The organism is Campylobacter sp. JMF_11 EL3 (assembly GCF_027736965.1).
Classification (GTDB): domain Bacteria; phylum Campylobacterota; class Campylobacteria; order Campylobacterales; family Campylobacteraceae; genus Campylobacter_B.
Genome location: NZ_JAOVTJ010000004.1, coordinates 35,667 through 61,139, shown reverse-complemented (window position 1 = coordinate 61,139; position 25,473 = coordinate 35,667). Strand labels below are relative to the sequence as shown.

Annotated in this window: 24 protein-coding genes and 1 other RNA gene; 17 read left to right on the top strand and 8 right to left on the bottom strand. The window is 40.9% G+C overall.

The annotated features are described in order from the left end of the window. Positions 1–23: 23 nt before the first annotated feature. From OFN67_RS06360 to OFN67_RS06345, 4 genes are all read left to right on the top strand, one after another. The gene (locus OFN67_RS06360) at positions 24–449 is read left to right on the top strand and encodes an RDD family protein (protein WP_270858662.1); all 426 of its coding nucleotides are present in this window, start codon (positions 24–26) and stop codon (positions 447–449) included. Next, on the top strand, positions 442–1,002 hold the full coding sequence (locus OFN67_RS06355) for a ribonuclease HII (protein ID WP_270868622.1): 561 nt from the start codon (positions 442–444) through the stop codon (positions 1,000–1,002). The genes OFN67_RS06360 and OFN67_RS06355 overlap by 8 nt, the downstream gene beginning before the upstream one ends. Before the next feature lie 72 nt (positions 1,003–1,074). Continuing rightward, the gene (locus OFN67_RS06350) at positions 1,075–1,704 is read left to right on the top strand and encodes a DUF4197 family protein (RefSeq protein WP_270865686.1); all 630 of its coding nucleotides are present in this window, start codon (positions 1,075–1,077) and stop codon (positions 1,702–1,704) included. A 3-nt stretch (positions 1,705–1,707) separates the two neighbouring features. Next, on the top strand, positions 1,708–2,670 hold the full coding sequence (locus tag OFN67_RS06345) for a DMT family transporter (RefSeq protein ID WP_270868623.1): 963 nt from the start codon (positions 1,708–1,710) through the stop codon (positions 2,668–2,670). Here OFN67_RS06345 and OFN67_RS06340 read toward each other — a convergent pair. The 3 genes from OFN67_RS06340 to OFN67_RS06330 are packed head-to-tail and all read right to left on the bottom strand — an operon-like array spanning position 2,614 to position 5,091. Beyond that, positions 2,614–3,417, bottom strand: coding sequence for a metal ABC transporter permease (locus OFN67_RS06340; protein WP_270865688.1), 804 nt, complete (start codon positions 3,415–3,417; stop codon positions 2,614–2,616). The genes OFN67_RS06345 and OFN67_RS06340 overlap by 57 nt on opposite strands. After that, complete coding sequence (locus tag OFN67_RS06335) at positions 3,410–4,174, bottom strand: metal ABC transporter ATP-binding protein (protein ID WP_270858657.1); 765 nt, start codon at positions 4,172–4,174, stop codon at positions 3,410–3,412. The genes OFN67_RS06340 and OFN67_RS06335 overlap by 8 nt, the downstream gene beginning before the upstream one ends. Beyond that, positions 4,171–5,091, bottom strand: coding sequence for a metal ABC transporter solute-binding protein, Zn/Mn family (locus OFN67_RS06330; protein ID WP_270868624.1), 921 nt, complete (start codon positions 5,089–5,091; stop codon positions 4,171–4,173). The genes OFN67_RS06335 and OFN67_RS06330 overlap by 4 nt, the downstream gene beginning before the upstream one ends. Before the next feature lie 77 nt (positions 5,092–5,168). Here OFN67_RS06330 and OFN67_RS06325 point away from each other — a divergent pair, with 77 nt between their 5' ends. From OFN67_RS06325 to OFN67_RS06315, 3 genes are read left to right on the top strand one after another with little or no spacing between them, the layout of a single operon-like run. Then, positions 5,169–5,900 (top strand): class I SAM-dependent methyltransferase, encoded by a 732-nt coding sequence (locus tag OFN67_RS06325; RefSeq protein WP_270868625.1) that lies wholly within the window; start codon positions 5,169–5,171, stop codon positions 5,898–5,900. Further along, entirely contained in the window at positions 5,848–6,723 is an 876-nt protein-coding gene (locus tag OFN67_RS06320) for a cytochrome-c peroxidase (protein ID WP_270868626.1), read from the top strand. Before OFN67_RS06325 ends, OFN67_RS06320 begins: the two co-directional genes overlap by 53 nt. A gap of 9 nt (positions 6,724–6,732) precedes the next feature. Further along, positions 6,733–9,240 carry a sensor domain-containing phosphodiesterase gene (locus OFN67_RS06315; protein WP_270868627.1) on the top strand — a complete coding sequence of 836 codons (2,508 nt, stop codon included), beginning with the start codon at positions 6,733–6,735 and terminating at the stop codon, positions 9,238–9,240. Positions 9,241–9,496: 256 nt separating this feature from the next. Here the strand turns inward: OFN67_RS06315 and OFN67_RS06310 are convergent, their stop codons facing one another. After that, positions 9,497–10,471, bottom strand: coding sequence for a DUF475 domain-containing protein (locus OFN67_RS06310; protein ID WP_270868628.1), 975 nt, complete (start codon positions 10,469–10,471; stop codon positions 9,497–9,499). Positions 10,472–10,554: 83 nt separating this feature from the next. Between OFN67_RS06310 and OFN67_RS06305 the strand changes: the two genes are divergently transcribed. Next, a complete protein-coding gene (locus tag OFN67_RS06305; RefSeq protein WP_270858651.1) occupies positions 10,555–11,895 on the top strand; it encodes a Na+/H+ antiporter family protein in 1,341 nt (446 codons plus the stop codon). 218 nt (positions 11,896–12,113) lie between these two features. Further along, entirely contained in the window at positions 12,114–13,085 is a 972-nt protein-coding gene (locus OFN67_RS06300) for an alpha/beta hydrolase (protein ID WP_270868663.1), read from the top strand. A gap of 40 nt (positions 13,086–13,125) precedes the next feature. On the opposite strand, the gene OFN67_RS06295 is transcribed toward OFN67_RS06300, so the two are convergent. From OFN67_RS06295 to ruvC, 3 genes are read right to left on the bottom strand one after another with little or no spacing between them, the layout of a single operon-like run. Continuing rightward, a complete protein-coding gene (locus OFN67_RS06295; RefSeq protein ID WP_270868629.1) occupies positions 13,126–13,653 on the bottom strand; it encodes a cysteine hydrolase family protein in 528 nt (175 codons plus the stop codon). Further along, on the bottom strand, positions 13,650–14,411 hold the full coding sequence (locus OFN67_RS06290; protein WP_270868630.1) for a nitrilase-related carbon-nitrogen hydrolase: 762 nt from the start codon (positions 14,409–14,411) through the stop codon (positions 13,650–13,652). The genes OFN67_RS06295 and OFN67_RS06290 overlap by 4 nt, the downstream gene beginning before the upstream one ends. Positions 14,412–14,424: 13 nt before the next feature. After that, a complete protein-coding gene (gene ruvC / locus OFN67_RS06285) occupies positions 14,425–14,904 on the bottom strand; it encodes a crossover junction endodeoxyribonuclease RuvC (protein ID WP_270862630.1) in 480 nt (159 codons plus the stop codon). 110 nt (positions 14,905–15,014) lie between these two features. Between ruvC and dnaA the strand changes: the two genes are divergently transcribed. The 6 genes from dnaA to OFN67_RS06255 all read left to right on the top strand — a co-directional run bounded on the left by dnaA (position 15,015) and on the right by OFN67_RS06255 (position 22,987). Continuing rightward, positions 15,015–16,352 carry a chromosomal replication initiator protein DnaA gene (dnaA, locus tag OFN67_RS06280; protein ID WP_270873992.1) on the top strand — a complete coding sequence of 446 codons (1,338 nt, stop codon included), beginning with the start codon at positions 15,015–15,017 and terminating at the stop codon, positions 16,350–16,352. 151 nt (positions 16,353–16,503) lie between these two features. After that, positions 16,504–17,586: a DNA polymerase III subunit beta gene (dnaN, locus tag OFN67_RS06275; RefSeq protein ID WP_270873991.1), complete on the top strand. Its 1,083-nt coding sequence runs from the start codon at positions 16,504–16,506 to the stop codon at positions 17,584–17,586. A gap of 20 nt (positions 17,587–17,606) precedes the next feature. Next, positions 17,607–19,922, top strand: a complete 2,316-nt coding sequence (gene gyrB / locus OFN67_RS06270) for a DNA topoisomerase (ATP-hydrolyzing) subunit B (protein WP_270862633.1) — start codon at positions 17,607–17,609, stop codon at positions 19,920–19,922. After that, positions 19,922–21,373 carry an EAL domain-containing protein gene (locus tag OFN67_RS06265; RefSeq protein ID WP_270862634.1) on the top strand — a complete coding sequence of 484 codons (1,452 nt, stop codon included), beginning with the start codon at positions 19,922–19,924 and terminating at the stop codon, positions 21,371–21,373. Before gyrB ends, OFN67_RS06265 begins: the two co-directional genes overlap by 1 nt. A 1-nt stretch (position 21,374) precedes the next feature. Next, on the top strand, positions 21,375–21,755 hold the full coding sequence (queF, locus tag OFN67_RS06260) for a preQ(1) synthase (protein WP_270868634.1): 381 nt from the start codon (positions 21,375–21,377) through the stop codon (positions 21,753–21,755). After that, positions 21,752–22,987: an HD domain-containing protein gene (locus OFN67_RS06255; RefSeq protein WP_270868635.1), complete on the top strand. Its 1,236-nt coding sequence runs from the start codon at positions 21,752–21,754 to the stop codon at positions 22,985–22,987. Before queF ends, OFN67_RS06255 begins: the two co-directional genes overlap by 4 nt. A gap of 3 nt (positions 22,988–22,990) precedes the next feature. On the opposite strand, the gene ffs is transcribed toward OFN67_RS06255, so the two are convergent. Next, positions 22,991–23,088: signal recognition particle sRNA small type (gene ffs / locus OFN67_RS06250), an RNA gene on the bottom strand. 47 nt (positions 23,089–23,135) lie between these two features. Here ffs and OFN67_RS06245 point away from each other — a divergent pair. Both OFN67_RS06245 and typA read left to right on the top strand, forming a co-directional pair. Further along, positions 23,136–23,555 carry a hypothetical protein gene (locus OFN67_RS06245; protein WP_270858641.1) on the top strand — a complete coding sequence of 140 codons (420 nt, stop codon included), beginning with the start codon at positions 23,136–23,138 and terminating at the stop codon, positions 23,553–23,555. 60 nt (positions 23,556–23,615) lie between these two features. Further along, positions 23,616–25,424 carry a translational GTPase TypA gene (gene typA, locus OFN67_RS06240; RefSeq protein ID WP_270858640.1) on the top strand — a complete coding sequence of 603 codons (1,809 nt, stop codon included), beginning with the start codon at positions 23,616–23,618 and terminating at the stop codon, positions 25,422–25,424. Positions 25,425–25,473 lie beyond the last annotated feature (49 nt).

Genomic DNA, 25,473 nt, shown 5'->3' with positions numbered 1-25,473 from the left:
GCAAATTATTCAAGGAAATTTAAGTGGCAAAGCAAAAAGCGGTAATCGCGCCAGTGTTTTTACGCGTAAAGGCCTTTATCGTCGATATGTTTTTCATCGCAATGCCACTTTTTTATATCACGACCTACCTTGTTTTGGGCTCGAAAGAGGCTTTTCAAAGTAACCAAATCGCAATCGCGCTAATCTGGCTAGCTTACGGGGCAATCTGCGCGGTTTTTTACGCCAAATCAGCCCAAAGCCCTGGCTATAAATTTTCAAATATCTATCTTATTGATCTTCGCTCGGGGCGCAAAATTTCATTTTTTCGCGCGTTTTTGCGCTTTTTGTGCTTTATTTTGGCGGGATTTAGCATGATTGGGTTATTAATCTGCTTTTTTCGCAAAGACAGGCTCTGTCTGCACGATATCCTAACCCACACAGCAGCTGTGAGAAAAAGCGATAATGGCTGAGATTTGCGGTATCGACGAGGCTGGCAGAGGCTGTATCGCAGGGCCTTTGTGCGTGGCAGGCTGTGTTTTGCATGCCCAAATTTCAGGGCTAAATGACAGCAAAAAACTAAGCGAAAAAAAACGCGAAGAACTATTTGAAAAAATCGTTAAAAACTCAAATTTTAAAATAGTCGAATTTTCTAGCGCCGATGTCGATGAAATGGGGCTTAGCGCGTGTTTAAAAAGCGCGCTTGAAGAGATTGTGGCGCACTTTGGGGAGCAAAATTTCGACATTATTTTTGACGGAAATTCCAAATTTGGCGCAAGTGGATTTCGCACTATGGTGGGGGCCGATGCTAAAATCGCAGAGGTAAGCGCAGCCTCGATTTTAGCGAAGGTTACGCGCGATCGCAAAATGAAAGAAATCGCAAAAGCTTACCCACAATACGGCTTCGCAAAAAACAAAGGATACGGCGCAAAAGCCCATATCGAGGCGATTAAAAAATTTGGCTACACAGAATTTCACCGCAAATCATACCACCTCAAAGCCTTAGAGCCGACACTTTTTGATTAAAATTTTAAATCGTATTGAATAAACATTAAATTTTTTGCCATAAAATAGCGAAATTTTTTATGGGGGCAAATTTTGCTTAAAAAAATTATTTTGATTTTCGCGCCATTTTTTTTAATGGCTAGTTGGGAAGAAGTCGCTGTAAAGGGACTAGATGTGATGATAAGCGCCAATGTCGGCGACAGCGAAAATTTCAAACGCTCTCTTTCTTCGCTCATCGAGCGCGCCGCGAGAGAATACGCCAAATCAGGCATAACGCAATACGAGCTGGATTTGCCGAATTTCATCGCCAAAAAAACGAGCCCAAACTCCCCTGCTGCGCGCACTATGCGTCGCTCACTAACCCAAAGCCTAACCCCTGCAATCCCAAATTTAAAGCAAATTTTGCAAACCAAAATCTCAGCTATGGACGAAAACTCCACGCAGGCCATAATGCGTGGCGAGCTAAGCCTAGCGCATTATATGAGAGTTAATGCCTTTAATGAAATTTACGCCGCCTTGCGCCCAAATATCGAAAACCTTGCCAGCGACACAAGCTTTGCCAAAAGCTACAAAAACGCCACAGGAAGCGAGATCGGCGATGATTTTGCGAACGAATTTACAAGCGAGTTTTTAAACGACGCCTTTGATAAACTAGTCGCTCACGAACGCGAATTTCGCAACAGCACAGAGGCGATGTTTAATATACTAAAAACTATTCGCTAGCTTATGCGCTCTAAATTTAACCAGCCAAATTCAACCCTTATTTGGGAGCTTGCCCTAATTTGCGTCGCGCTGATTTGGGGTAGCACATTTATCCCCGTCCAGCGCGCCACTGCAAACGCTGATATTTTTAGCTTTTTGTTTTGGAGATTTTTGCTCGCTAGCGTTTTTATGTATCTAGCAAGCCTGAAATTTAAGCCTAAATTCGACACAAAAACCATATTTTTCGGTATTTTTTGCGGGCTAATGCTATTTTTTGATTTTACCTGCCAGACCTTTGCCCTGCGCTACACTCTATCATCATCGGTAGCCTTTATTTTGGGGCTTAATGTCATTATGGTACCATTTATGATGTATGCGTTTTTTCGCAAAAGTGTCGGAATTTTCGCTTTTTTAGGCGCAGGGGTTGCGTTTTTGGGGCTGTTTTTTCTAAGTGGGGCTAGCAATGTTGGCTTTAACCTTGGCGAGCAACTCACGCTGATTTCTGCCTTTATGTATGCCCTGCACATCGTATTTACCGGCGTTTGCGCTAGGAGGTGCAACCTGCACGGCTTTGTGGTGATGCAGTTTGTTTGCGTGAGTGTTTGCACGCTTTTTGCCGCGATTTCCACACCGCACGAAAATTTCGCAAATTCCATAAATTTAATCGGAAATTTGACATTTTCCTTCAAATTTGACTTTATTTTCGCCCTGATTTTAACCTCGATTTTCGCCACTGTTTTTGCATTTTTTATCCAAACACTAGCCCAAGAAAAGGGCGTCAGCGAGATTAAAACGGTGCTTATTTTCACACTCGAACCACTTGGCGCTGGCGTGCTGGGATACATTTTTGGCGAAAAGTTAAGCTCGCTTCAAATCACGGGCGCAGGTTTGATACTAGGCGGAATTTTACTAAGCGAGCTTGGCGGGATTTTAAGCGCGAAATTTCGCAATAAGCGCAGTGGCGAAAAAGCAGACCGAAGCGATTAAAATTATCGCTGCACCGCTTGTGAGATTGTAAAAATAGCTTAGTGCTAACCCGCTAAGGCAAAAAATCGCAGAAATTATCACAGCACTTATCATCATAATGCCTAAATTTTTTGAAATTTTCTCCGCGATAAATGGTGGGATCGTCATCAGCGAAATGACTAGTATCAGCCCTACAATCTGGATCGCACTCACAATCGCAAAGCTCGCCATTATCACCAAAACATAATAAAACACGCTCGTATTTACCCCACGAAGCGTGGCAAACTCCCTATCGAAGCTAATCGCCAAAAACTGCCTATAAAAGCAGATTATAATCAGCACAAAAACAGCATCGCAAATGAGAGTGAAATTCAAGGTCGCGCTATCAATAGCCAAAATCGAGCCAAACAAAAAGCTCATCAAATCGCTTTTATAACCCGGCGCAAGGTCAGCAAAAATAATCCCCAGAGCCATGCCAAAAGCCCAAATCGCGCCGATTATGGCGTCAAATCGTTCGTTATTTCTAGCCGTGATATATGCAATTATCAGAGCCAAAAGTAGCGAAAACACGCTCGCGCCCAAAAGTGGCGAAAATCCAAAATATATCGCCATACCGACCCCGCCATACGCCCCGTGCGCGATTCCACCGGCGATGAAGCTCATTTTATTTATGACGATCAGCGAACCTATAACGCCACAAATCACGCTGACTAAAAGTGCGCCTATTAGGGCATTTCGCATAAATTCCAAGGCCAAAATTTCACTCATGCTCGTCCCCGCAGTGGCAATCATTTAGCGCAAGCTCGACCGAGCAAAAATGCCCATGCTCCTCGCGCAGGTGTTTTAAAAACTTCGCCCTCCCACTCGGATGCACGCTGTGCATGTGAAGCGAGCCACCACTGACATAAACAGCGCGATTTGCGTAATTTAACGCCAAATTTAGATCATGGCTAATCATAATAATGCCCGTGCCCTCTGAATTTAGGCTTTTTAGCAGTTCATAAATCTGCACCTGCCCCATAGTATCGATACTAGCCAAAGGTTCGTCCAAAAGCAAAATTTTAGCGTTTGCGCACAGAGCGCGCGCGATATAGACCCGCTGTCTCTGCCCCCCACTTAGCTCGCTGATTTTTGCCTCGCCAAGATCTCTCATACCCACTCGCTCCAAGGCTTCAAGGGCTTTTAGGCGATCTTTTTTAGTGTAAAATCCAAAAATTTTTTTATCTATTAGCCCCATTAAAACCACATCAGCCACGCTGATTGGAAAACTTTTGTTAATAGCGATGAATTGGGGCACATAGCCGATTTGCTTCCTAGCAGCAACCGGGGATTTGCCAAGCACCTCAATTTTGCCACTATCTGGCCTTAAAAGTCCCAAAATCAGGCGCAAAAGCGTGCTTTTGCCACTGCCATTAGGGCCAAAAATAGATAAAAAATCGTTGATTTCATACTCTAAATTTATCGAATTTAAAATTTGGCGCTTTTCGTAAGAAAACGAAAGGTTGCTAAGCTTTACGGCGCTCATTTTTGCGCCCCCGCAGCCGAGATTTCATCTATTAATTTTTTAAGCTCGCTTTGCCACTCATAGCTTAAAAAATCGATTTGTGTGAGCTTTGCGCCTGTTTGGGTGGCTAGGATTTGCGCTGCCTTGCTTGCAAACTGCGGGCTAGTGAAAATCACGCCGACTTTTTCATCATTTGCTAGCTTTATCAAATCCGCCAAATCAGCCGGTTTTGGCTCGCCCCCACCTTGCTCGACTGAAATTTGCGTGAGATTATACCTGCGCGCGAAATACCCAAGCGTGGGGTGGTAAATGATAAATTTCGCCCCAGATAAATTTGATAAATTTTGCAAGGCATAAGCGTGAAGCTCGTCTAATTCAGCTTCAAATTTAGCCAAATTTTGCTCGTATTTAGCGCAGTTTGCGCCATTTAGTTCGCATAAATTTTTAGCGATATTTTGCGAAATTTGTTTTACCAAAATCGGATCTAGCCAAATGTGTGGATCGGCTCCGTCGTGGGCGTGATCGGCGTGGTCGCCCTGCTCCTCGTGTTTTTCGGCGCGAGTATCATGCTCGCCAACTTCCTCGTGCGTTTCGCCCAAATTTTCGAAATTTATCTTCTCTATCCCTTCGCTTAAATCATAAAATTTCACCCCGCTAGCGTTTGCGCTAAACCTTTTTAGCCACACCTCATCAAACTCCGTGCCTATCCCAAAATACGCCACGCTCTTTGCGATATCACGCATTGTGGCGGGTTTGGGCTCGTATGTGTGAGGATCGGCGCCCTTATCCACGACGCTTTTTATCACAAAATCATCATCTGCGATTTTTTGCGCGAAATATCTCACAGGCTCGATTGTTACGCTAATTTGCGCCAAATCTTGGGCGAAATTTGCGCTAAATAAAAATGGGATTATCAAAAATTTGGGCAAAATTTTCATAAATTCTCCTTGTAAAACTGACGATTATATCATTTATAATAGAAATTTTGGTATTATTGCGAGAATTTGAGGTCGTTATGGAAAATATCTGGGACAAAAAAGCCGAAACTTACGCTAAATTCGATACAAATTTAAATGAATTTGGACAAAATTTATTTAAATTTATTGAAGATGAGGGCATAAATTTCGCAGGCAAAAGCGTCATCGACATAGGCGCAGGAACCGGCGTGTATTCACTATATATCGCTACTTTGGGCGCTAGGCTTTACGCTCTTGATAGCTCGGTTGCAATGCTTGGCGAGCTAAAAAACAGCGCGCAAAAATACGGCATTAATGTGGAGCAAATCATAAATGATGATTTTGCAAATTTTACCCAGAAAAATGAGCTTAAATTTGACATTGCGTTTTTGAGTATGAGCCCTGCACTGCGAAATGGGCAGGACTTTGATATGTTTTTAAACCTAGCAAAACGCAAAATTTATGTAAATTGGGCGAGCGAGCGAAATTCCTCGATGTTGTCGCCGATTTTCGCGCATTTTGGGATAAAAAAATCTAGTCTAAATTTAACCACGCAAAATTTCGAGTTAAATTTAAAAAACAAAAATATCCCTTACAAATCGCGCGAGATTAGCGAAAGGCGCATACAAAGGCGAAATTTAAGCCAAGCGGTGCAAAACGCGCTGTGGCATTTGGGGGTAAATGGCGCAAATATCAGCGAAAAGGCGCTAGAAAATCTTTTGGAAAAACAGGTAAAAAATGGGATTATCACAGATGAAATCAACGCTACTTTCAAAGCTTTTATTATTTAGTATTGTCCCTATTTTAGGCATTTGCGATGATATTTTCACGCCGCTAAAAATGCCAGCGTTTAGCCCCGAAAAAGCTAGCCTTGGCATGAAGCTTTACCGCGACGCTAAATTTAGCGAGCAAAAGCGCTCTTGCGATAGCTGCCACAATCTATACCTAAACTCATCGGGCGCTAGCGTGCGAAATGGCGAAATCCCCACAATCCTAAACGCTTATTATATCGAGCGATACTCGGGCGGAAACTTTTTCCCTAGCCTAAATGAGCGCATTAAAACCTCAGTTTTAAGCCCCAAAGAGTTAGCCTCATCAAAAGAGAAAATCGAGCTAATAATCACCCAAAATATAGCCTACAAACGCGAATTTAAAAAGCTTTATGGCAAGGCAAATTTCGAAAATTTCGTCGATGCCCTAGGCGAGTATCTGAAATCAAAAACCACGATAAATTCTAAATTTGACCGCGTTTTGCGCAATGAGGAAAAATTCAGCGAAAGCGAATTTAAGGGCTATTTGCTCTTTATCGAGTTGTGTTCGTATTGCCACAATGGCGCAAATTTAGGCACCAACTCATACGCCAAAGTGCCTAATAAAAACCTAAATTTCAACCCAAACACAAGGATTTCAAACCATCGAAGCCACACTCACAACTATCGAAGCCACACTTACAAAAGAGTGCCGACCCTGCGAAATATCACCAAAACAGCCCCTTACATAAACGGCGAGTATTCGCTAGCGCGCTCGATTAAATTTTTGTTCCGCGATGTGTTTGATTACAGCTTAGATGATGATGATTTGCAAAATTTGCTGGATTTTTTGGCGACATTATAAGGAGTTATGATGAAAAAATTATTTTCAAATTTTAACCAAATTAGTAAAGACACCATAAACTGGATAATCATGGGTATTATCATGATAATAAGCCTTAGCTTCGCGCTAAGCTACTTTATCTCGCTAAAAAATGTCTCCGACTACAACGCCGTAACACGCCAAATGACGATGATTTATGATGCGAATACTAGGCTAAATACGCTCTTTGCCTCTGATAAGCCAAGTCGTGATTTTAGCTCGATTAACGAAAATATGAAAGTCGTGTATAACACCCTAGATACGCTGGGGCAAAATCCGCTGATTTTGGATAATTCATTTAGCAACGATGTCGAGTATCTAAAAACAGCCTTTGCTGAAAAAATCAAACTCATCGACGAGCTAGGCGCGCTAAATTCGCAAAATAGCGTTATCTTGCACGCCATAGAGCAAAAATACATCAACCCAAACTCGCGCTACGAAGTGGTAAATATTTTCTCGCAAATCACGCAGCTAAACTACAATAACTACACCGAAATTTACGCCATAAAAGAAAAAATCAAATACATAACTCCGCAAAATTTAACCGAGCAAAATTTCTTAAAAAACGCAAATTTGGTGCTTGATAATCTCACTAAGCTAAATTTGATTATCACGCGAAATGAAAGCGCAATCAACGGCAAATTCAAGGATTTAAGGGAAAAATTTGCGAATTTCAACGCCGAATTTTACAACTCGTTTTCCGAAATGACTATGGTTTTTACCGCGATATTTTTGACATTTTTGCTCATCACTTACATGGTAAATTCAGACGCAATCAGCAAAAAACAAAAACTCCGCCCATACAAAGCCCTAGTCGATAGGGACGAAAACGCCGTATTTTTGCTAAATCATAAATTTCAAATCACCTACGCTAACAAACAAGTAACCGAAATGTTTGGCTACAAACTAGACGAGCTAAAAGGCAAGGATATCGGCATAATCGCAGCTAGCGAGGACCATGCCAAATTCGAAAAAAAACTTAAAGAAGAAAGCGATAAGATTGGATATTTCACACAGCAGCTGCGTTTGCTAGATAAAAATGGCACGCCGATTAACTCCAAAATAAAACTCTCAAAATTAGACGAAAACTCCAAATACCCGCACTATGGCGTTTTCATCAAAGATATGCGCCCAAATGAGGCTATGCAAGCTAGCCTAGCAGCAGCAGAGCAAACCCTGCTCGAACAAGGCTATGTCGATAAAATGACAAATTTCGGTAGCGAACTAGCCCTAAATGAAAGGATAATCAAACCAGAGATAGAAGGCTATATCATCTACCTAACAATCGCGAATTTTGATAATCTTAGACTATTTTATTCTAGCGATATTACTAGCCAAATCATAAAGGTATTTGCAAGGTCGCTTGATTTGTTTTTGGTCACAGAAAAAATCCCAGCCCAGCCATTTCGTATGCAAGGCGATGAATTTTGCCTATTTTATCCCGTTCATAAAGCTAGCAAAGAAAATATCGATAATAGAATTATTGTCGCAAATCATGTGCGCAAAATCATCGCAAAATTTACAAACCAACAGACCAAAATCGCAACCAAAGCCGGCGACATAAGTGTAACGATAAATGTCGTGGCTGGCGTAAGTAGCAACAAAGACAATAATCGCGCTACAAGGGTATTTCAAGCGGTCATGGCGATGTATGAAGCACAGCAAAAAAACGAGAATTTGGAGTATTACCGCCCAAACAACCCGATCGAGCTAAAATACGCCCAAAACCAGCTTATGATAAATACAATCCAGCAAGCAATCAAAACAAACCATGTCTTCGTGCTAGTCCAGCCGATTTTCGATATCTCAAAATCAGATCCAAACGGCAGGGAATACGGCACGCAAAGGACAAATTTCGTCCCTCTTGTCTATGAAATTTTAATCCGTCTAATCGATGATTCTGGCAGGGTTAGGCACCCGGGCGAGTTTATGGATGTCGCAAAACAGGCCTCACTTTACACTTCGCTGACAAAAATCGTAATCGAGGAGGCATTTAGGCTAATCGAAAATTTCCCAAATTCGAAATTTAGTATAAATTTGTCGTTTTTCGATATCGCAAACAACGAAATTCGCGCACTTTTGGAGGAAAAATTAGCAAAGGCAAAAAACGCGAAAAATCTCTTTATCGAAATTTTAGAGAGCGAGGAATTTGACGATTACGATAGCCTGCGAAAGTTTATCGCCACAGCCAAAAACCGTGGCTGCAAGATAGCTATCGACGACTTTGGCTCGGGGTATTCGAACTACTACCGAGTTTTGACGCTGGATGTGGATTTCATCAAAATCGATGGCGCACTCATCAAAGATATCGTAGCAGACGAGAGTTCGCGCGCGATCGTGGAGACTATCACAGCCTTTGCGAAAAACAGAAATTACGAAATCATCGCAGAATATGTCGAAAATCACCAAATTTCGACGATTTTGGAGAGCATGGGTATAAAATACATGCAAGGATTTTTTTACAGCAAACCAATGGAACCATCAAAAATCGCCGTGTAAATGGCGATTTTATCGTGGTTGTAAGCTAAATTTGCTTAATTTGCCATTGTGCGTAAATTTTGCTAAATTTATAAAATTTAAAATTTTGCAAAAAAATCGACCCTGAATTTTATACTCGTAGATTGCTTCGGCGATAAATCGCCTCGCAATGACAAATCAAACAATACGCTCAATCTGTCATTGCGAGAATTTTGCGTAAGCAAAATTCGAAGCAATCTACGAGCATAAAATTCAAGGTCAGTATTTTTGCAGAATTTTACCCATTTTTTCTGTTATACAAAATCGAGCAAACAAAGGCAGAAAAAATAAAAATTATCCCCAGTGTGCCGGTTATCACCTCGCTGATTTCAAATTCGAGCTTGATAAACATAATCGCTGCAAGCGTGCCAATCGCATAATGCGCGCCGTGTTCTAAAAAAATAAACTTCGCCAGCGTGCCACGCTCGACCAAATATATCGTGAGTGAGCGCACAAACATCGCCCCAGCTCCAAGTCCTAGCATAATGATAAAGATATTGTTGCTTAGCGCAAACGCCCCAATCACGCCGTCAAAGCTAAAACTAGCGTCCAGCATTTCGAGGTAAATAAAGCCGTTTAGGCCGTTTCTAACGCCATTGCAACTGAAAATTTTATCAAACGACTTTATCAAAATAAATAAAATTATCGCGCTAAAATATGCGATAATCGCCGTTTTTGAGGGGATTAAAACAGCCAAAACTGCGCCTAAAATCACAGCGAGTAAAATTTCAAATTTTGGGAAATTTTTGAGCCTTCTTACCAAAGCATTTTCTTCTAAAACCCGTATCCAAGGCTCTCTGTCCTCATCGTCGAAGAAAAAACTCAAAAACACCATCATCAAAAACGCCCCGCCAAAAATGTAAATGCCGTCTTTGTTTTCTTCTAAAATTTCACTATACCGCGCAGGGTTGTTTAGCGCCAAATTTAGGCTCTCAAAAAGCCCCAAATGCGAAGCAGCGCTTACGATGATAATCGGAAATGCAAACCTCATACCAAAAACCGCCACAGGTATGCCCCACACGATAAACCTTTTGCGCCAAATCGCGTTCATATCCGCTAAAACCTTGGCATTTACCACGGCATTATCGAAGCTAAGGCTGATTTCTAAAATAGATAGTAGCGCGCAAATATACGCCCCAGCGAACCCGCCTAGCCAAAATCCTACCAAAACAGCTATAAATAATATAAAAAATGATGAATAAAAATAACGCAAATTTTTCCTTTTTTTGTGCGATTTTAGCGTAAATTTGCCTTGAATTTAATATAATTTGCCCAAATTCCACACAAAGGCAAAAAATGTTAAGCAACCCAGTGTTTTTAAGCATACTTTTGATGAGTATTTTGTGTTTGCTTCGCTGTAATGTCATGCTAGCTATCCTAATCAGCGCGATTTGCGCGGTGCTGACTAGCCATATCCCGCTAATGGACGCCATAGGCTATTTCATCAACGGCAACCCGCAAACTGGCAGTGTCGGCATGGGCGGAAACTTGGAAACTGCGCTATCGTATATCTTGCTTGGCGTCATCGCAAGTGCCGTAGCACGGACAAATTTGACGGCGATTTTGGTGCGAAGCGTGGCTGGATTTATCAGCGATAAAAAATTTATTTTCATCGCTATGATTGCCTTTATTTCGTGTTTATCGCAAAATTTAATCCCTGTTCATATCGCATTTATCCCGATACTAATCCCGCCACTTGTAAAGATTATGAACTCACTAAAACTCGACCGCCGTGCCATAGCCTGCGCGCTGACATTTGGTTTGCAAACCCCGTATATGGCGTTTCCTGTGGGCTTTGGTCTGATTTTTATGGGAATTATCCAAAAAGAGATGAGCAAAAACGGCATGGATGTGGGTATCAGCGATATCGCTGGGGTCATGTGGATGAGTGCCATACCTATGGTAATTGGCCTTGTTTTGGCCATGCTTTACTACCGCAAGCCACGAAGTTACACTCAAACCAAAGAGAGCATTGAGGCGCATTTTGAGGAGTTTAAAATGCAAAAACGAGAATGGGGCGTGCTAGCTGGGATTATAGTGTGCTTCATCGCTCAACTTGTCCTTAGCATGGTAATTCAAATCGACGCTGGTTCAATGCCCTTTGCCGCTCTGGCTGGAATCCTTACAATGCTACTTTTAGGCGGTATTCCATGGGGCGAGCTAGATAGTATTTTCGACCAAGGCGTGCATATGCTAGGATACATCGCGTTTTTGATGCTTGTAGCTGGCGGATTTGGCACGATTATCAAAGAAACAGGCGGCGTGGGCGAGCTAGTAAGCGCAGTGGCTAGCCTAAGTGGCGGCAAAATCGGCGGAGCCGTGCTGATGATAGGTATAGGGCTTCTTGTAACAATGGGAATCGGATCTAGCTTTGGCACGATTCCGATTATCGCGACGATTTATTGTCCGCTAGCAGCTGAGCTTGGATTTAGCGTGGCTGCGACGATTTTTATCATCGGTGTGGCAGCAGGTCTGGGGGACGCTGGAAGTCCAGCCAGCGATAGCACGCTAGCCCCTACTGCCGGGCTAAACATCGACGGCGAGCATAACCATATCTGGGATACTTGCGTGCCGACATTTATATTTTTCAATATCCCGCTAATCATTTTTGGCGTAATTTTTGCGATAATTTTATAAATTTTTAGGGTTAAATTTCAAAATTTAACCCTAGATAAATTTTAAAATTTGCAGAATTAGGCAATAAATTTGGATAATCTTTCTAACTAAAATTTCTTAAATTTGCTAAAATTTTCTCACTAAATTTCAATCAAGGAGAAAATATGAAAAAAGTCCTAATTTCACTAGCTCTCGGAGCCATTTTAGCCACCACTGCAAGTGCCAAAGGCGAAGCGGATATGCCAAAAAATGTAGTGAGTGCGTGGGATAAAACCTTTGCAAAAAGCGACAAAGTAAATCACAAAAAAGTAGCCTTCAAAAACCGCTATGGAATTGTAATCGTTGCGGATTTATACACGCCAAAAAATATGAACGGCAAACTCCCTGCAATCGCCATTTCTGGCCCTTATGGCGCAGTCAAAGAGCAATCTAGCGGACTTCACGCGCAAACCCTAGCCGAGCGAGGATTTGTAACCCTAGCCTTTGATCCAAGTTTCACAGGCGAGAGCGGCGGCGATGTGCGCGACATTTCAAGCCCTGATATAAACACAGAAGATTTTAGCGCGGCTGTGGATTATCTAGGCGTACAAGACTTCGTAGATAGAGAAAAAATCGGAATTTTAGGCATTTGTGGCTGGGCTGGATTTGCGCTAAATGCCGCTATCAGCGACACTCGCATAAAGGCAGTTGCGACCACGACGATGTATGATATGACGCGTGTAACCGCCAAAGGATACAACGACAGCGTAGATGAAAATGCTAGGTATGAGGCCAAAAAAGCTCTAAATTTGCAACGCTGGGCGGACTTTGAAAAGGGTGAGGTAGAGTATTTGCCAAGCGGAAATATCGACCCTAAAACCATTACCGAGCAAACACCAAAATTTATCGCTGACTACGCGCTGTATTATAAAACCGAGCGTGGTTACCACGAGCGCGCCATCAACTCAAAAGAGCATTTTTGGAGCAAAACAGACGCATTAGCGCGTATGAGCGATAAAATTTTAACTTACGCAAATGAGCTTCGCGCCCCTGTTTTACTAGCTCATGGCGAGATCGCTCACTCACGATATTTTAGTGAGGACGCATTTAAAGAGCTTGGAAGCAAAAACAAAGAGCTTTTTATCGTGCCGGGTGCAAGTCATACGGATTTGTATGATAAAAAAATTCCGTTTGATAAATTTGAAGAGTTTTTTAAAGCAAATTTGAAATAAATTTGGCAAAATTGGCGCGAATTTGCGCGCCAAATTTAACTTAAATCACCAAAATTCCAGCATTTCTCATTAAATCTAGCGCGCACTTTTCATAATACTCGCGCTCATGATTTGGCGCGTCGTATGTCGCCACACACTCGCTAGGCACGACAATGTCCTTATTAATGTCATTTTCGTTGAAATATGTGCGAAGCGCAAGGGCAAATTGCAAAACGCAAATATCCGTGCAGCACCCCGTAATCACAAATCTATCAAATTCGCTCAAAATAGCCTTATCAAGGGCGTAAAAGCCGTTTGTCGAGCGTTTTTTGGTAGTGTTTTGAGGGGTGGCAAATTCGGATAGCTCGTCGATTATTTCGGCCTCTGGCGAGCCCTCGATACAGTGCGCTGGGTAGCGTTTCATCTCCAAATCCCGCTCGCCGTGCGCGTCGCAGATAAAATGCACGCCTGCACTTCTGCGAATTTGCGAAGCGATTGCGGGTGCGATTTTAGCGATGTTTGGATCTGCCATTGCGCCAAATTTCGCAAAACCATTTACCATATCGATTACAAAAACTAAATCCTTCATAAAATCTCCTTTAAAATCTCTTTTCGCTCATCTTTTAAAATATCCATTTTAGCCCGTGCTAGCGGAATTTGGGCCAAATTTATCTCGCAAATTTCACTTTCTTGCCCCACTCCAAGCTCGCACAAAATCTCTCCCTCAGGGCTAATCACGCACGAATGCCCGCCAGAGGCGCTATTTAGGGCTACTAAAAAACACTGCGCCTCAATCGCCCTAGCCCGCGCGAGAGTGTGAAAATGCTCTATGCGAGAGTGCGGAAACTGCGCGATGACAAAGATAATTTGCGCGCCATTTTTGGCAAGGTAACGGAAAATTTCGCCAAATCGCAAATCATAGCAAATCGCAAGTCCGATTTTTACGGGTTTTTCATCATGCGAAATTTCACAAAGCCCGAATTTATCGCCAGCGCGGACAAATTTATTTTCACCTGAATTTGAAAAAAGAAAAATTTTATCGTAATGATAAATTTCTCGCCCATTTTGATACACCAAGGCGCGGTTGTAAATTTCGCCATTTTCGTCCAGTGCAAGCCCAGCGATTGCGACTTTTTGCGCTGAAATTTCGCATAAAAATTCACGCGCTTTTTCGTTTTGCTCTGACGAAATTTCGCTAAAAATTTCAGGCGCAAACCCGCTTAAAAATGTCTCAGGAAGCACGATAATATCGCAATCCATCGCCTGCGAAGCCAAATTTCGCGCATTGGATAAATTTTGCTTGTATTTTAAAATTTCGCTTTTAATCTGCGCTAGTGCGATTTTCACTTTTTTACCCCTTTTATTTTTCCAGCCCTCTCATAGCGTTTGCGTGCGTGAGCGCAACCGCGATAGCATCGGTTATATCGAGCGGTTTAATCTCGCCTTTGAGCCCTAGTATTCGCTTGACCATGAAGGCGACCTGCTCTTTTGCGGCCTTTGCCTTGCCAGTTACGGATTTTTTAATTTGAAGTGGCGTGTATTCGGCGAAGTTGCCATAAACTTGCAAAATTTTTAGCCCCAAAGCCCCGCGAAATTGCGCTAGTTTTAGCACGGATTGGGGATTGTAGGCGTAAAACATACTCTCGATTGCGACCTCGTCGATTTTGTGTTGCGAAAATATAAGATCAATCGCCTCCGCCATTTGCGTCATCTGAAACTGCACATTTTCGGCCTTCATTTTCACTAAACCTGCTTCGACGAGCGAAATTTTATTCACATTTTTTTCTAAAATCGCATAGCCTAAATTTCTAGTTCCCGGATCAATTCCTAAAATTTTCATCACAATCTTTCACTTTAATTCACGCCTTATTCACTTGTGAATTACTTTATAAATTTAACACAAATTTAGCGAAATTTTGCTAAAATTAAGGATTAAACAAAGGAAAATTTATGGCAGAAACTCAACCACAAGAAATTTTATTAAGTTTAGCGGGCGAAATTCCACCGCTTGATTACGAAAGATATATCAAAAATTTAAAATTTAATGAAAAAAACTCTACCTTTGAATTCTTTGTTTATCACGCAAACAACGAGCTTGTGGCTAGATACATACAGACTAAATACGCTGAGAGGATCAAAAACGCGCTAGTTAAAAAATTTGGCGTTAGCAATATCACGGTCAAAATCACTTCAAAAGCCAAAATTTCTCCAAAAGAAATTTCAAAAATGATCCCGCAAGACAAGCCAAAAAGCACGATTGTCAATGACAATTACACATTTGAAAATTTCATCGTGGCTGATTCGAACAAACTCGCATTTTCTAGCGCAGTCAGTGCCGCCAAAAACCCCGGAAACAAAATGTATAATCCGCTGTTTTTATACGGACCTAGCGGGCTTGGCAAGACCCATTTGCTCCAATCAATCGCAAATCATTGTATCAAAAAAAATCTAAGCGTCATTTGCGTAACCAGCGAGCAGTTTGTAAATGAATTTATCTCAAATTTGGAAAATCAAACAATGGATAAATTCAAGCACAAATACCGCAACTGCGATATTTTGCTAATCGATGATATTCAGTTTTTGGTAGGCAAAAGCTCGACGATTGAGGAGTTTTTCTTCACTTTCAACGAACTAAGAGAAAAAAAATGCCAAATCGTCCTAACCAGCGACATCGCGCCAAAATACCTAAAAGGCTTTGAGGAGCGTATGATTTCGAGGTTTAGCGACGGGCTAATCGCTGATATAATGCCACCAGAGTTAGAGACCAAAATCGCAATCATCAAACGCAAAAGCGAAGAAAATAATTTTTATGTCCCAAACGATGTCATACAATACATCGCCGCGAATATGGGCGATAATATCCGCGAAATCGAGGGCGCACTAAACAAACTAAACGCATTTTCATCGCTTGTAAATGCCAAGATAGATTTAGCATTTGCCAAAACCACGCTTCAAGATCAGATCAAAGAACACTATCAAAATGTCGATTTGGAGCAGATTATAAGCGTGATTTCAAAAGAGCTAAATGTCAAACCAAGCGAGCTAAAAAGCAAAACAAGGGCCAAAAATGTCATCGAAGCGCGCCAAATTTGCATATATTTAGCCAAAATTTTAACCAAAAATTCAATGCCAAAAATCGCGTCGTATTTCAATCTCAAAGATCACAGTGCCATTAGCAAAAATATCAAAAAAATCAACGAAACGATTGAGAAAGATGAATTTTTTAAAATCAAAATCGAAGAGTTAAAAAACAAAATAACCCAAAAGGAAAATAATGAAAAAATATGAAATAAAATCAAAATTTGTGAATAATGGTGAATAAAATGGCAAATTTAATTCACAAAGCAAATTTCGCTAAATTCAGCATTTGCGCGGGGTATTCACTAAATCCCACACTCTACTATAACAAAAACAAAAATTTAAAATTTAAAGGACAGCTATGAAAGTCATAATTGCAAAAAAGGTTTTAGAAGACATTGTTTCAAACACAAATCCTTACCTTGACAAAAAGGATTTAAGCTCGATTACTTCTCATATTTTAATCAGAGCTAGAAATGGCGAACTAAGTATTAAAGCCACAGATCACGAAATCGGCCTTAGCTATGTTTTACCTTATGCTATGATCGAAGAAGAGGGCGAAGCCACAGCCAATGGCTCAAAACTTCTTAGCGTAATCAAAGGTTTAGGCGATGAAAATGTCACATTAGAGACAATGAACGGAGCGCTTTTTGTAAAACAAAAAAAGTTAAAATACAAATTCCCTATGTTTGACTCAAAAGATTTCCCAAATTTCCCTACTATCGAGGGCAAAAATAGCTTCAATGTAAATGCTTTGGTGCTTGGCAGAAGTCTTAAAAAAATATACTCTTCAATCGATACAAACAACCCAAAATACGAGCTAAATGGAGCTTTGATTGATGTAAAAGACGGGTATTTAAATTTAGTCGGAACCGATACTAAACGCCTTAGTGTCTTTGTGCTAAATACAAATATGGGCGAATTTGCCAAAAAAGATACCCAAATTTTAATCCCTAAAAAGGCAATTGGCGAAATTCAAAAGCTATTTTCAGATAAAATTGAAATTTATTATGATGAAAATGTCCTTTTGGCAGTGAGCGAAAATTTCGAATTTTTCACAAAACTAATCAACGGAAAATTCCCAAATTATGAGCGCGTAATCCCAACTGAGACAAATTTTAAAGTAATTTTACCACGAGATAAATTTGTCGGCGGCGTAAAAGCAATCAACGCAATGTGCGAAGAAATGAAGGTTACGATTAAGCCTGATGGCATTATTTTTGAGAGTATAAATGAAGATAATTCTGAGGCAAAAGCCGAAATCGAGGCAAATATCGCAGTTTCATCAAATTTGATTTTTGGCGTTAAAAACAGATTTTTACTCGATTTTCTAAACAGCGTCGAGGACGATATGTTTGAGCTAGATTTTAACAACTCAGAAACAGCATTTGTGCTAAGCTCAGGCGAGCTAAAAACGGTCGTAATGCCGATTAATAAAATTTAAGAAATTTAAGGGAAAATTTAATGGAACAACAAAATTATGGTGCAGGAAATATTAAAGTTTTAAAAGGTCTTGAAGCGGTTAGAAAACGCCCAGGAATGTATATCGGCGATACAAATATCGGCGGACTACACCACATGATTTATGAGGTTGTAGATAACTCTATCGACGAGGCTATGGCTGGGTATTGTGATACTATCGATGTAGAAATCACGCGCGAGGGTAGCTGTATCGTCACAGATAATGGCCGTGGAATTCCAGTAGATATGCACCCCACAGAGCATTTGCCAGCAGCGACTGTGGTTTTGACCGTTTTGCACGCTGGTGGTAAATTTGACAAAGACACTTACAAGGTAAGTGGCGGACTTCACGGCGTAGGTGTGAGCGTCGTAAATGCACTCTCATCAAAGCTTGTGCTTACAATCAAACGCCAAGGCAATGTTTATCGCCAAGAATTCGCCCAAGGCAAACCAACTACCGATTTAGAAATCATAAAATCCACAAACCGCACTGGAACGACTGTGGAATTTTGGCCAGATGGCGAAATTTTTGAAATTTTAGAATTTAATGCCGATACTTTGTCAAAAAGATTTAGAGAATTAGCATATTTAAACCCAAAAATTACCATAAATTTTAAAGATCAAAGAGACGGCAGAAATGAGAGTTTTCATTTCGAGGGTGGATTAGAGAGCTTCGTAACTGATATGAACAAAGCCTCACCTGTTAGCAAGGCAGTTTCATTTAGCGATAGCGTCGAAGATGTCGCTGTGGATATCGCGCTAATGTATAATTCAACCTACGATGAAAAATTATTAAGTTTCGTAAATAATATCAAAACCCCAGACGGCGGAACGCACGAAGCTGGATTTAGAGCGGGACTAACTCGCGCTATCACAAACTATATCGCAGCAAACGCAGCCGCACGCGAAAAAGACACCAAAATCACCGGCGATGATGTAAGAGAAGGCCTAATCGCAGTCGTAAGCGTCAAAGTGCCTGAACCGCAATTCGAGGGGCAAACTAAGGGCAAACTTGGTTCAAGCTATGTCAAACCAATCGTGCAAAAAATGACCTTTGAGGTGCTTTGTAAATATTTCGAAGAAAACCCAAACGAAGCACGAGCGATTATGGAAAAGGCTCTTTTAGCGGCCCGTGGTCGCGAAGCTGCGAAAAAAGCGCGCGATTTAACGAGAAAAAAAGATAATATCAACTCAGTCGGCACACTTCCAGGAAAACTCGCTGATTGCACCAGCAAAGATGCTAGTATGAGTGAAATTTTCCTTGTCGAGGGCGATAGTGCGGGCGGATCTGCCAAAGGTGGTAGAGATAGGGAATTTCAAGCGATTTTGCCTTTGCGCGGTAAAATTTTAAATGTCGAAAAAGCGCGTTTGGATAAAATTTTACAATCCGAAGAGATCAAAAACATGATAACCGCCTTTGGTTGCGGTGTAGGTGAGGAATTTAACGCCGATAAACTTCGCTATCACAAAATCATCATTATGACAGATGCCGATGTCGATGGTAGCCATATCCAGACCCTGCTTTTGACATTTTTCTTCCGCTATTTGCGTCCGATTATCGAAAACGGCTATGTTTATATCGCTCAACCGCCACTTTTCAAATACAAAAAGGGTAAAAAAGAAATTTATCTAAAAGATGAGCGCGCATTGAGTGAATTTTTGATCGAAACTGGTATTGATATGGGCGAATTTGAAGGAATTGGCAACCAAGATTTAATCGATTTTCTAAAAATCGTTTCAAACTACCGCTCTCTTTTGAACGAGCTTAAAAAGCGTTTTAGCGTCATTTCTGCGATTAGGTATCTAATCGAAAACGACGAAGCGCGCTCTATGGAATATTCTGCGCTTTTTGAAGTGATTAAAACGCGCTTAGAAAGCGAGGGATTTAATATTTTAAATTCAAATGTCAGCGAGAGTGAAATTCGTATCTATGTCCAAACTCCAAATGGTTTGGAGCAACTAAACATCAACGAAGCCTTGCTTACAAATCATATTTTTGCCGAAGCAATCCGCGTGTATGGGCTAATCAAAGAGCGTGAGGTCGATTTTGGTAGGGATTATATCGAGGTTTTGGACGAGATAGAGCGAAATTCAAAAAAAGGTGCGTATATTCAACGCTACAAAGGTCTTGGCGAGATGAACCCAGATCAGCTTAGAGAGACCACGATGAGCAAGGAAAATCGTCGTTTGCTTCGCGTGGGTATAGCTGATGCGCAAAGTGCGAGCGATACATTTAACCTTTTTATGGGTGATGAAGTGGAGCCTAGGCGAAACTATATCCAAGACCACGCAAAAGATGTTAAGAATTTGGATATTTAATGGGTAAATTTATCGAAAACGAAGTAATTCTAGTCTCAGAACAAAAAGAGCGCGAAACCAGATTTATAACGGCACTTAAAATTTCAGTGCCTTTTACACTCCTGCTTATCGCTTTTGGATATACGATGTTTAAAAACGGTGAGTTTAATAGCGATGATGTGATACTTTTTTCGCTACTTTTGATATGTTATGTGTATTATGTAATTTATCAAATTTACTTTGGTTTTAAAAAGACGCTAATCGATCCAGTCAGCCATGTATTCGTGCGCGATGAGATCGAGCGAATTTTAAAAAAACAGATGAAAAAAAACAAAATCAACCATGTGGTTTTGCTTCGTATCAAAAATATCGCCGATATCAACGATAGATATGGTTATCAAAACGGCGATGATATTTTGTATAATTTTTGCAAAGAATTTGCGAAATTTATGGCAAATCAGGGTTTTAAAAATTTGCACATTGGGCGTTTTATCAACGGCCACTTTATCTTTGGGCTTAATGGCAAAATGGCGAATTTAACGCACATTTTGAAGATGTTCGAGCATAAAATTTCAAACCAAAGCATAAACAATATCGAGATTAAAACCGAATTTGAAATCATGCCTACTTCGTATGACAAAAATCTCAGTAATATCACAAACGCGCTGTTTTTTAAGATAAATCGCAAAGAGGTCGAAGAGGAAAAATCCAGCGAAAATATTGATCTAAATAAAATTTTGCTTGATGATTTTAACAAAGATGTCGTTGATGCGATTGACAATGAGAGTTTTAGCTTTAAATTTCAATATGTCGCCGATAAAAATGGCGTCAAATCGCATATAAACTTAATCCCAAAACTAGATCTCAGAACCGGCGACAAGGTTACAAAAAGCCGAATTATTGATATTTTGCACTTTAATAATTACGATATCAAATACGATATTGCGATGATTAAGCAAATTTCGCGCATTATCTATTTTAAGGATATCGAGCATAAAATTTTCATCGAAATTATGCCTCAGACACTGCGAAATGCCGAGTTTCGCAACGAAATTTTAAAACTAATTGATAATAATCTAATCGATCCAAGCAAGATTGTTTTGGAGTTTAACGAGGAAGAAATTTACTCCGAAACAAAGCGATTTGCCGAAATTTTGCTTAAATTTAAAGAGCTTGGATTTAGCTTTGGACTTAGTCAATTTGGCGGTGCGAACGCGAGTTTCGAGTATTTTAAATTTTTCGATATTGATTTTGTGATTTATGATATCGAGTATAATAAAAATTTAGGCAACGAAAAAATAAAAAATGTTTTTATGAAACTAAACGAAATGTGCCAGAAATCGGGCATTAAAAGCATTATTCGCTTCGTAGATAAGCCGAAATTCCAAGACGAACTTTACGAGCTTGGGGTTGATTTCGTGCAGGGTTTTTGCGTAGGCAAACCAGAAGATATTATAAATTTAAGGAAATAAAATGCGTTATGGCGAAAAAGAGATAAAAGAATTTAACATAGAAAAAATGGAAATTTGGCCAAATAAACACGAAAATGATTATTTGATCAAAATCACGCTTCCAGAGTTTTGTTGCCGCTGTCCGCGCTCAGGATACCCTGACTTTGCGACGATATATTTAGAATACATACCGAATAAATTTGTCGTAGAGCTCAAAGCAATCAAACTCTACATTAACTCATTTATGGATCGCTACATCTCCCACGAGGACAGCGCGAACGAAATTTACGCTACCTTGCAAGAAAAATTGCAACCAAAATACCTAAAAATCGTGGCTGACTTTAACCCGCGCGGAAATGTGCATACCGTGATTGAAATAAATTCGGATAAAATTTACAAATGATAAGTTCAAATTTAGTAGAAAAAATCTTTAAAAGTGCGAGTATTTCGCGCTGGAACGACTACCCAAAAATGGTAAATTTAGTCGAGCTTGACAAACAAGCGCACAAATTTATCATTGCCTATTTTATCGCTAGTTTCGAGCGCGATATTGATATGAGCTATGTCATCGAGGCTGGGATTTTTGATTTTCTCTCACGCATCGTAGTAACCGATATCCGCCCAGATGTCTTTCACCAAATTCAAAAAAGTAAAAAAGATCAAATTAACAAATGGGTTCTCTCACAGCTTGAAAACGACCTTTCTAGCGTGCAAGATGGCGAATTTTTAAAACGATTTATAGCCTATCAAAACGGCTACTCGCACGAAAAAGAAAAGCTCATTTTAAAGGCGGCAAGTTATCTGGCTACGAGGTGGGAATTTAATATCGTTTATCAAACTAGCCAGTTTTTAAACGATATCGAAGAGCTTAAATTTAAGGTCGAAGAGGAATTAGAGGATTATTATGAGCTAATCGGCGTGCGAAAAATCGTAATGAATAAAAAACTAGCCCGAATTGTCGATCTTAGCGGTAGGCTAAGGTTTCAAAAGCGTTGGGCGCAAACCCCACGCATACCTGAGACTAGCGTGCTAGGTCATATGCTAATCGTGGCGATATTAAGCTATTTTTACTCGCTCAAAGTCGGCGCGTGCAAGAATAGAATTTTTTATAATTTTTACTGCGCGCTTTTTCACGATTTGCCAGAAAGCCTCACCCGCGATATCATCAGCCCCGTAAAATACGGCGTGGCTGGGCTTAGCGACATCATCAGCGAATACGAAATGCGCCTAATAGATGATAAAATTTTGCCCTTCGTGCCGGAGCATATCAGAGATGAGTTTAGCTATATTTTGGGCATTAGAAACGACGGCGAGAAATTTATAAAAGATGAGTTTGAAAACAGAATTTACGAGCTTGGCGGTAAGCCAAATTTCGCAGACGGCTCGCTTGGTGCGTATAACGAGGATAAATTTCGCGCAATCGACGGCAGGGCGCTTAAATTTTGCGATAAACTAGCCGCGTTTTTCGAGGCTGGAATTTCGATAAGCTATGGCGTCAAAAGCAAAGAATTAGTCAGTGGCTACAACTCAATGCTCGAAAATTTTAAGAGAAATAAAAGTATAGAAGGCGTCGATTTTCACAGCGTTTGTGATGATTTTATAGAAAATTTTGGATTGGATAGGGTTGAGTTTTAAAACCCCTTCCCAGATGACTGCGGCACACGATAGGTAAAAGTGCTCTGCTGTGTTCCCACCCTGAAGCGGTGTTTTTAAAAACCGTTGCACAGGTCTAAGAAAGGGCGAACTGGATTATAATTAAAAGTTTCTTAAAATAAGGTTATAAATGAATTTAAAAGATTATATTTTTTCGGTTTTTCGTGAAATTTCGATTTCTCACCACCGCTCTATCGAATTTAGAGCGAAAATTTTCGCTGCAATGTTGCTTGCTAAAAAAAAGCAAACCGATGAGGATTACGAAAACCTGCGCGAAATCGCAAGCGAAATTTACAGCGACGATTCGCGCAGAGTGGGGGTTTTGGTATCGATTGTGAGCGAATATATCCAAAAGGCCCACACCTACAAAAGTCTAAATTTAGACTCACTTTTAGTAGAAATCGACAAAGAGATAAAAAATGCGCCTCGCTATGTCAAAAAGATCGATTTCTCGCACCTTAGACGCCTCATTAGCGATGATGAAAACGACGCTTTAATCCAGCAAAGAGTGTATGAGTATTTGGTAAATGAGGTCAAAGAGTATTCTTAGAATTTAAGAATTTTTAGTGTATAATCATCAGTTTTTAAACATAAAATTTTGGAGTAAAATTTGGAAAATATTAGAAATATCGCAGTTATCGCCCATGTCGATCACGGAAAAACCACTATCGTAGATGAACTTTTGAAACAATCAGGCACATTTAGCGAGCACCAAGAGGTCGGCGAGCGCGTAATGGACAGCAACGATATCGAAAAAGAGCGTGGAATCACGATTTTATCGAAAAACACAGCTATTCGCTACGGCGATACGAAGATCAATATCATCGATACCCCAGGCCACGCGGATTTCGGTGGCGAGGTCGAGCGCGTGCTAAAAATGGTCGATGGCGTTTTATTGCTCGTCGATGCGCAAGAAGGCGTAATGCCTCAAACCAAATTTGTCGTTAAAAAGGCCCTATCTTTGGGACTTCGACCAATCGTCGTGGTAAATAAAATCGACAAACCAGCCGCAGATCCAGATCGTGTGGTAAATGAAATTTTTGACCTTTTTGTCGCACTTGATGCAAACGACGAACAGCTCGAATTTCCAGTCGTGTATGCTGCGGCAAAAAACGGCTATGCTAAACACAATCTAAGCGATGAAAATGTCGATATGAAGCCACTTTTCGAGACGATTTTGTCTCATGTGCCAAGCCCAAGTGGTAGCGATGAAAATTCTTTGCAACTTCAAGTCTTCACCCTTGATTACGATAACTATGTCGGTAAAATCGGAATTGCTAGAATTTTCAATGGTAGAATTTCAAAAAATCAAAGCGTAATGCTTGCCAAGGCTGATGGCACAAAGGTAACGGGCAGAATTTCGAAGCTTATCGGATTTAACGGCTTGGAGCGTATCGATATCGACAACGCCGGCACCGGCGATATCGTCGCTATCGCTGGATTTGATGCGCTTGATGTAGGCGATAGCGTGGTAGATCCCGCAAACCCTATGCCACTAGATGCGCTTCATATCGAAGAGCCAACTCTAAGCGTAATTTTTAGCGTAAATGACGGCCCGTTAGCTGGAACTGAGGGTAAATTTGTAACTTCAAACAAAATTGATGAGCGCTTGGCAGCGGAGATGAAAACAAATATCGCAATGCGATACGAAAATGTCGGCGAGGGTAAATTTAAGGTTAGCGGTCGTGGTGAGCTTCAAATCACGATTTTGGCTGAAAACATGCGCCGTGAGGGATTTGAGTTTTGCCTAGGTCGCCCAGAGGTCATCATCAAAGAAATCGACGGCGTGAAATGTGAGCCGTTCGAGCACCTAGTAATCGACGCTCCTGATGATTGCACAGGCACAGTTATCGAAAAACTCGGCCGCAAAAAAGCCGAAATGAAGGTGATGAACCCCACAGGCGATGGCCAAACTAGAATCGAGTTTGAAATCCCTGCTCGTGGGCTAATCGGATTTAGAAGCCAGTTTTTGACCGATACTCGTGGCGAGGGCGTTATGAATCACAGCTTTTTGGAGTTTAGACCGTTTTCAGGCGCAGTCGAAAAACGCCAAAATGGCGCACTAACTAGCATGGAAAATGGCGTCGCGCTGGGATATAGCCTATGGAATCTCCAAGATCGTGGCGTGCTATTTATCGCTCCGCAAGCCAAGGTTTATGTCGGTATGATTATCGGCGAACACAGCCGTCCAAACGACCTAGATGTCAATCCAATCAAAGGCAAAAACCTAACAAATGTCCGCGCTAGCGGTAGCGATGACGCGATTAAGCTAGTTCCGCCAAGAAGCCTAAATTTGGAGCGCGCATTAGAGTGGATCGAAGAAGACGAGTTAGTCGAGGTTACTCCGATAAATATCCGCGTGCGCAAACGCTACCTAGACCCGACCACGCGCAGACGCATGTCGAAAACTAATTCATAAAATTACTAAATTTCAGAAGTTTTGCTCAGTGGCAAAACTTCTTTTTATC

Excerpts from the sequence above, each read along its gene's own strand:
- OFN67_RS06355 (WP_270868622.1), top strand. The coding sequence starts at position 442 with ATGGCTGAGATTTGCGGTATCGACGAGGCTGGCAGAGGCTGTATCGCA.
- OFN67_RS06345 (WP_270868623.1), top strand. The coding sequence starts at position 1,708 with ATGCGCTCTAAATTTAACCAGCCAAATTCAACCCTTATTTGGGAGCTT.
- OFN67_RS06340 (WP_270865688.1), bottom strand. The coding sequence starts at position 3,417 with ATGAGTGAAATTTTGGCCTTGGAATTTATGCGAAATGCCCTAATAGGC.
- OFN67_RS06335 (WP_270858657.1), bottom strand. The coding sequence starts at position 4,174 with ATGAGCGCCGTAAAGCTTAGCAACCTTTCGTTTTCTTACGAAAAGCGC.
- OFN67_RS06330 (WP_270868624.1), bottom strand. The coding sequence starts at position 5,091 with ATGAAAATTTTGCCCAAATTTTTGATAATCCCATTTTTATTTAGCGCA.
- OFN67_RS06325 (WP_270868625.1), top strand. The coding sequence starts at position 5,169 with ATGGAAAATATCTGGGACAAAAAAGCCGAAACTTACGCTAAATTCGAT.
- OFN67_RS06320 (WP_270868626.1), top strand. The coding sequence starts at position 5,848 with ATGGGATTATCACAGATGAAATCAACGCTACTTTCAAAGCTTTTATTA.
- OFN67_RS06315 (WP_270868627.1), top strand. The coding sequence starts at position 6,733 with ATGAAAAAATTATTTTCAAATTTTAACCAAATTAGTAAAGACACCATA.
- OFN67_RS06305 (WP_270858651.1), top strand. The coding sequence starts at position 10,555 with ATGTTAAGCAACCCAGTGTTTTTAAGCATACTTTTGATGAGTATTTTG.
- OFN67_RS06300 (WP_270868663.1), top strand. The coding sequence starts at position 12,114 with ATGCCAAAAAATGTAGTGAGTGCGTGGGATAAAACCTTTGCAAAAAGC.
- OFN67_RS06295 (WP_270868629.1), bottom strand. The coding sequence starts at position 13,653 with ATGAAGGATTTAGTTTTTGTAATCGATATGGTAAATGGTTTTGCGAAA.
- ruvC (WP_270862630.1), bottom strand. The coding sequence starts at position 14,904 with ATGAAAATTTTAGGAATTGATCCGGGAACTAGAAATTTAGGCTATGCG.
- dnaA (WP_270873992.1), top strand. The coding sequence starts at position 15,015 with ATGGCAGAAACTCAACCACAAGAAATTTTATTAAGTTTAGCGGGCGAA.
- dnaN (WP_270873991.1), top strand. The coding sequence starts at position 16,504 with ATGAAAGTCATAATTGCAAAAAAGGTTTTAGAAGACATTGTTTCAAAC.
- gyrB (WP_270862633.1), top strand. The coding sequence starts at position 17,607 with ATGGAACAACAAAATTATGGTGCAGGAAATATTAAAGTTTTAAAAGGT.
- OFN67_RS06265 (WP_270862634.1), top strand. The coding sequence starts at position 19,922 with ATGGGTAAATTTATCGAAAACGAAGTAATTCTAGTCTCAGAACAAAAA.
- queF (WP_270868634.1), top strand. The coding sequence starts at position 21,375 with ATGCGTTATGGCGAAAAAGAGATAAAAGAATTTAACATAGAAAAAATG.
- OFN67_RS06255 (WP_270868635.1), top strand. The coding sequence starts at position 21,752 with ATGATAAGTTCAAATTTAGTAGAAAAAATCTTTAAAAGTGCGAGTATT.
- OFN67_RS06245 (WP_270858641.1), top strand. The coding sequence starts at position 23,136 with ATGAATTTAAAAGATTATATTTTTTCGGTTTTTCGTGAAATTTCGATT.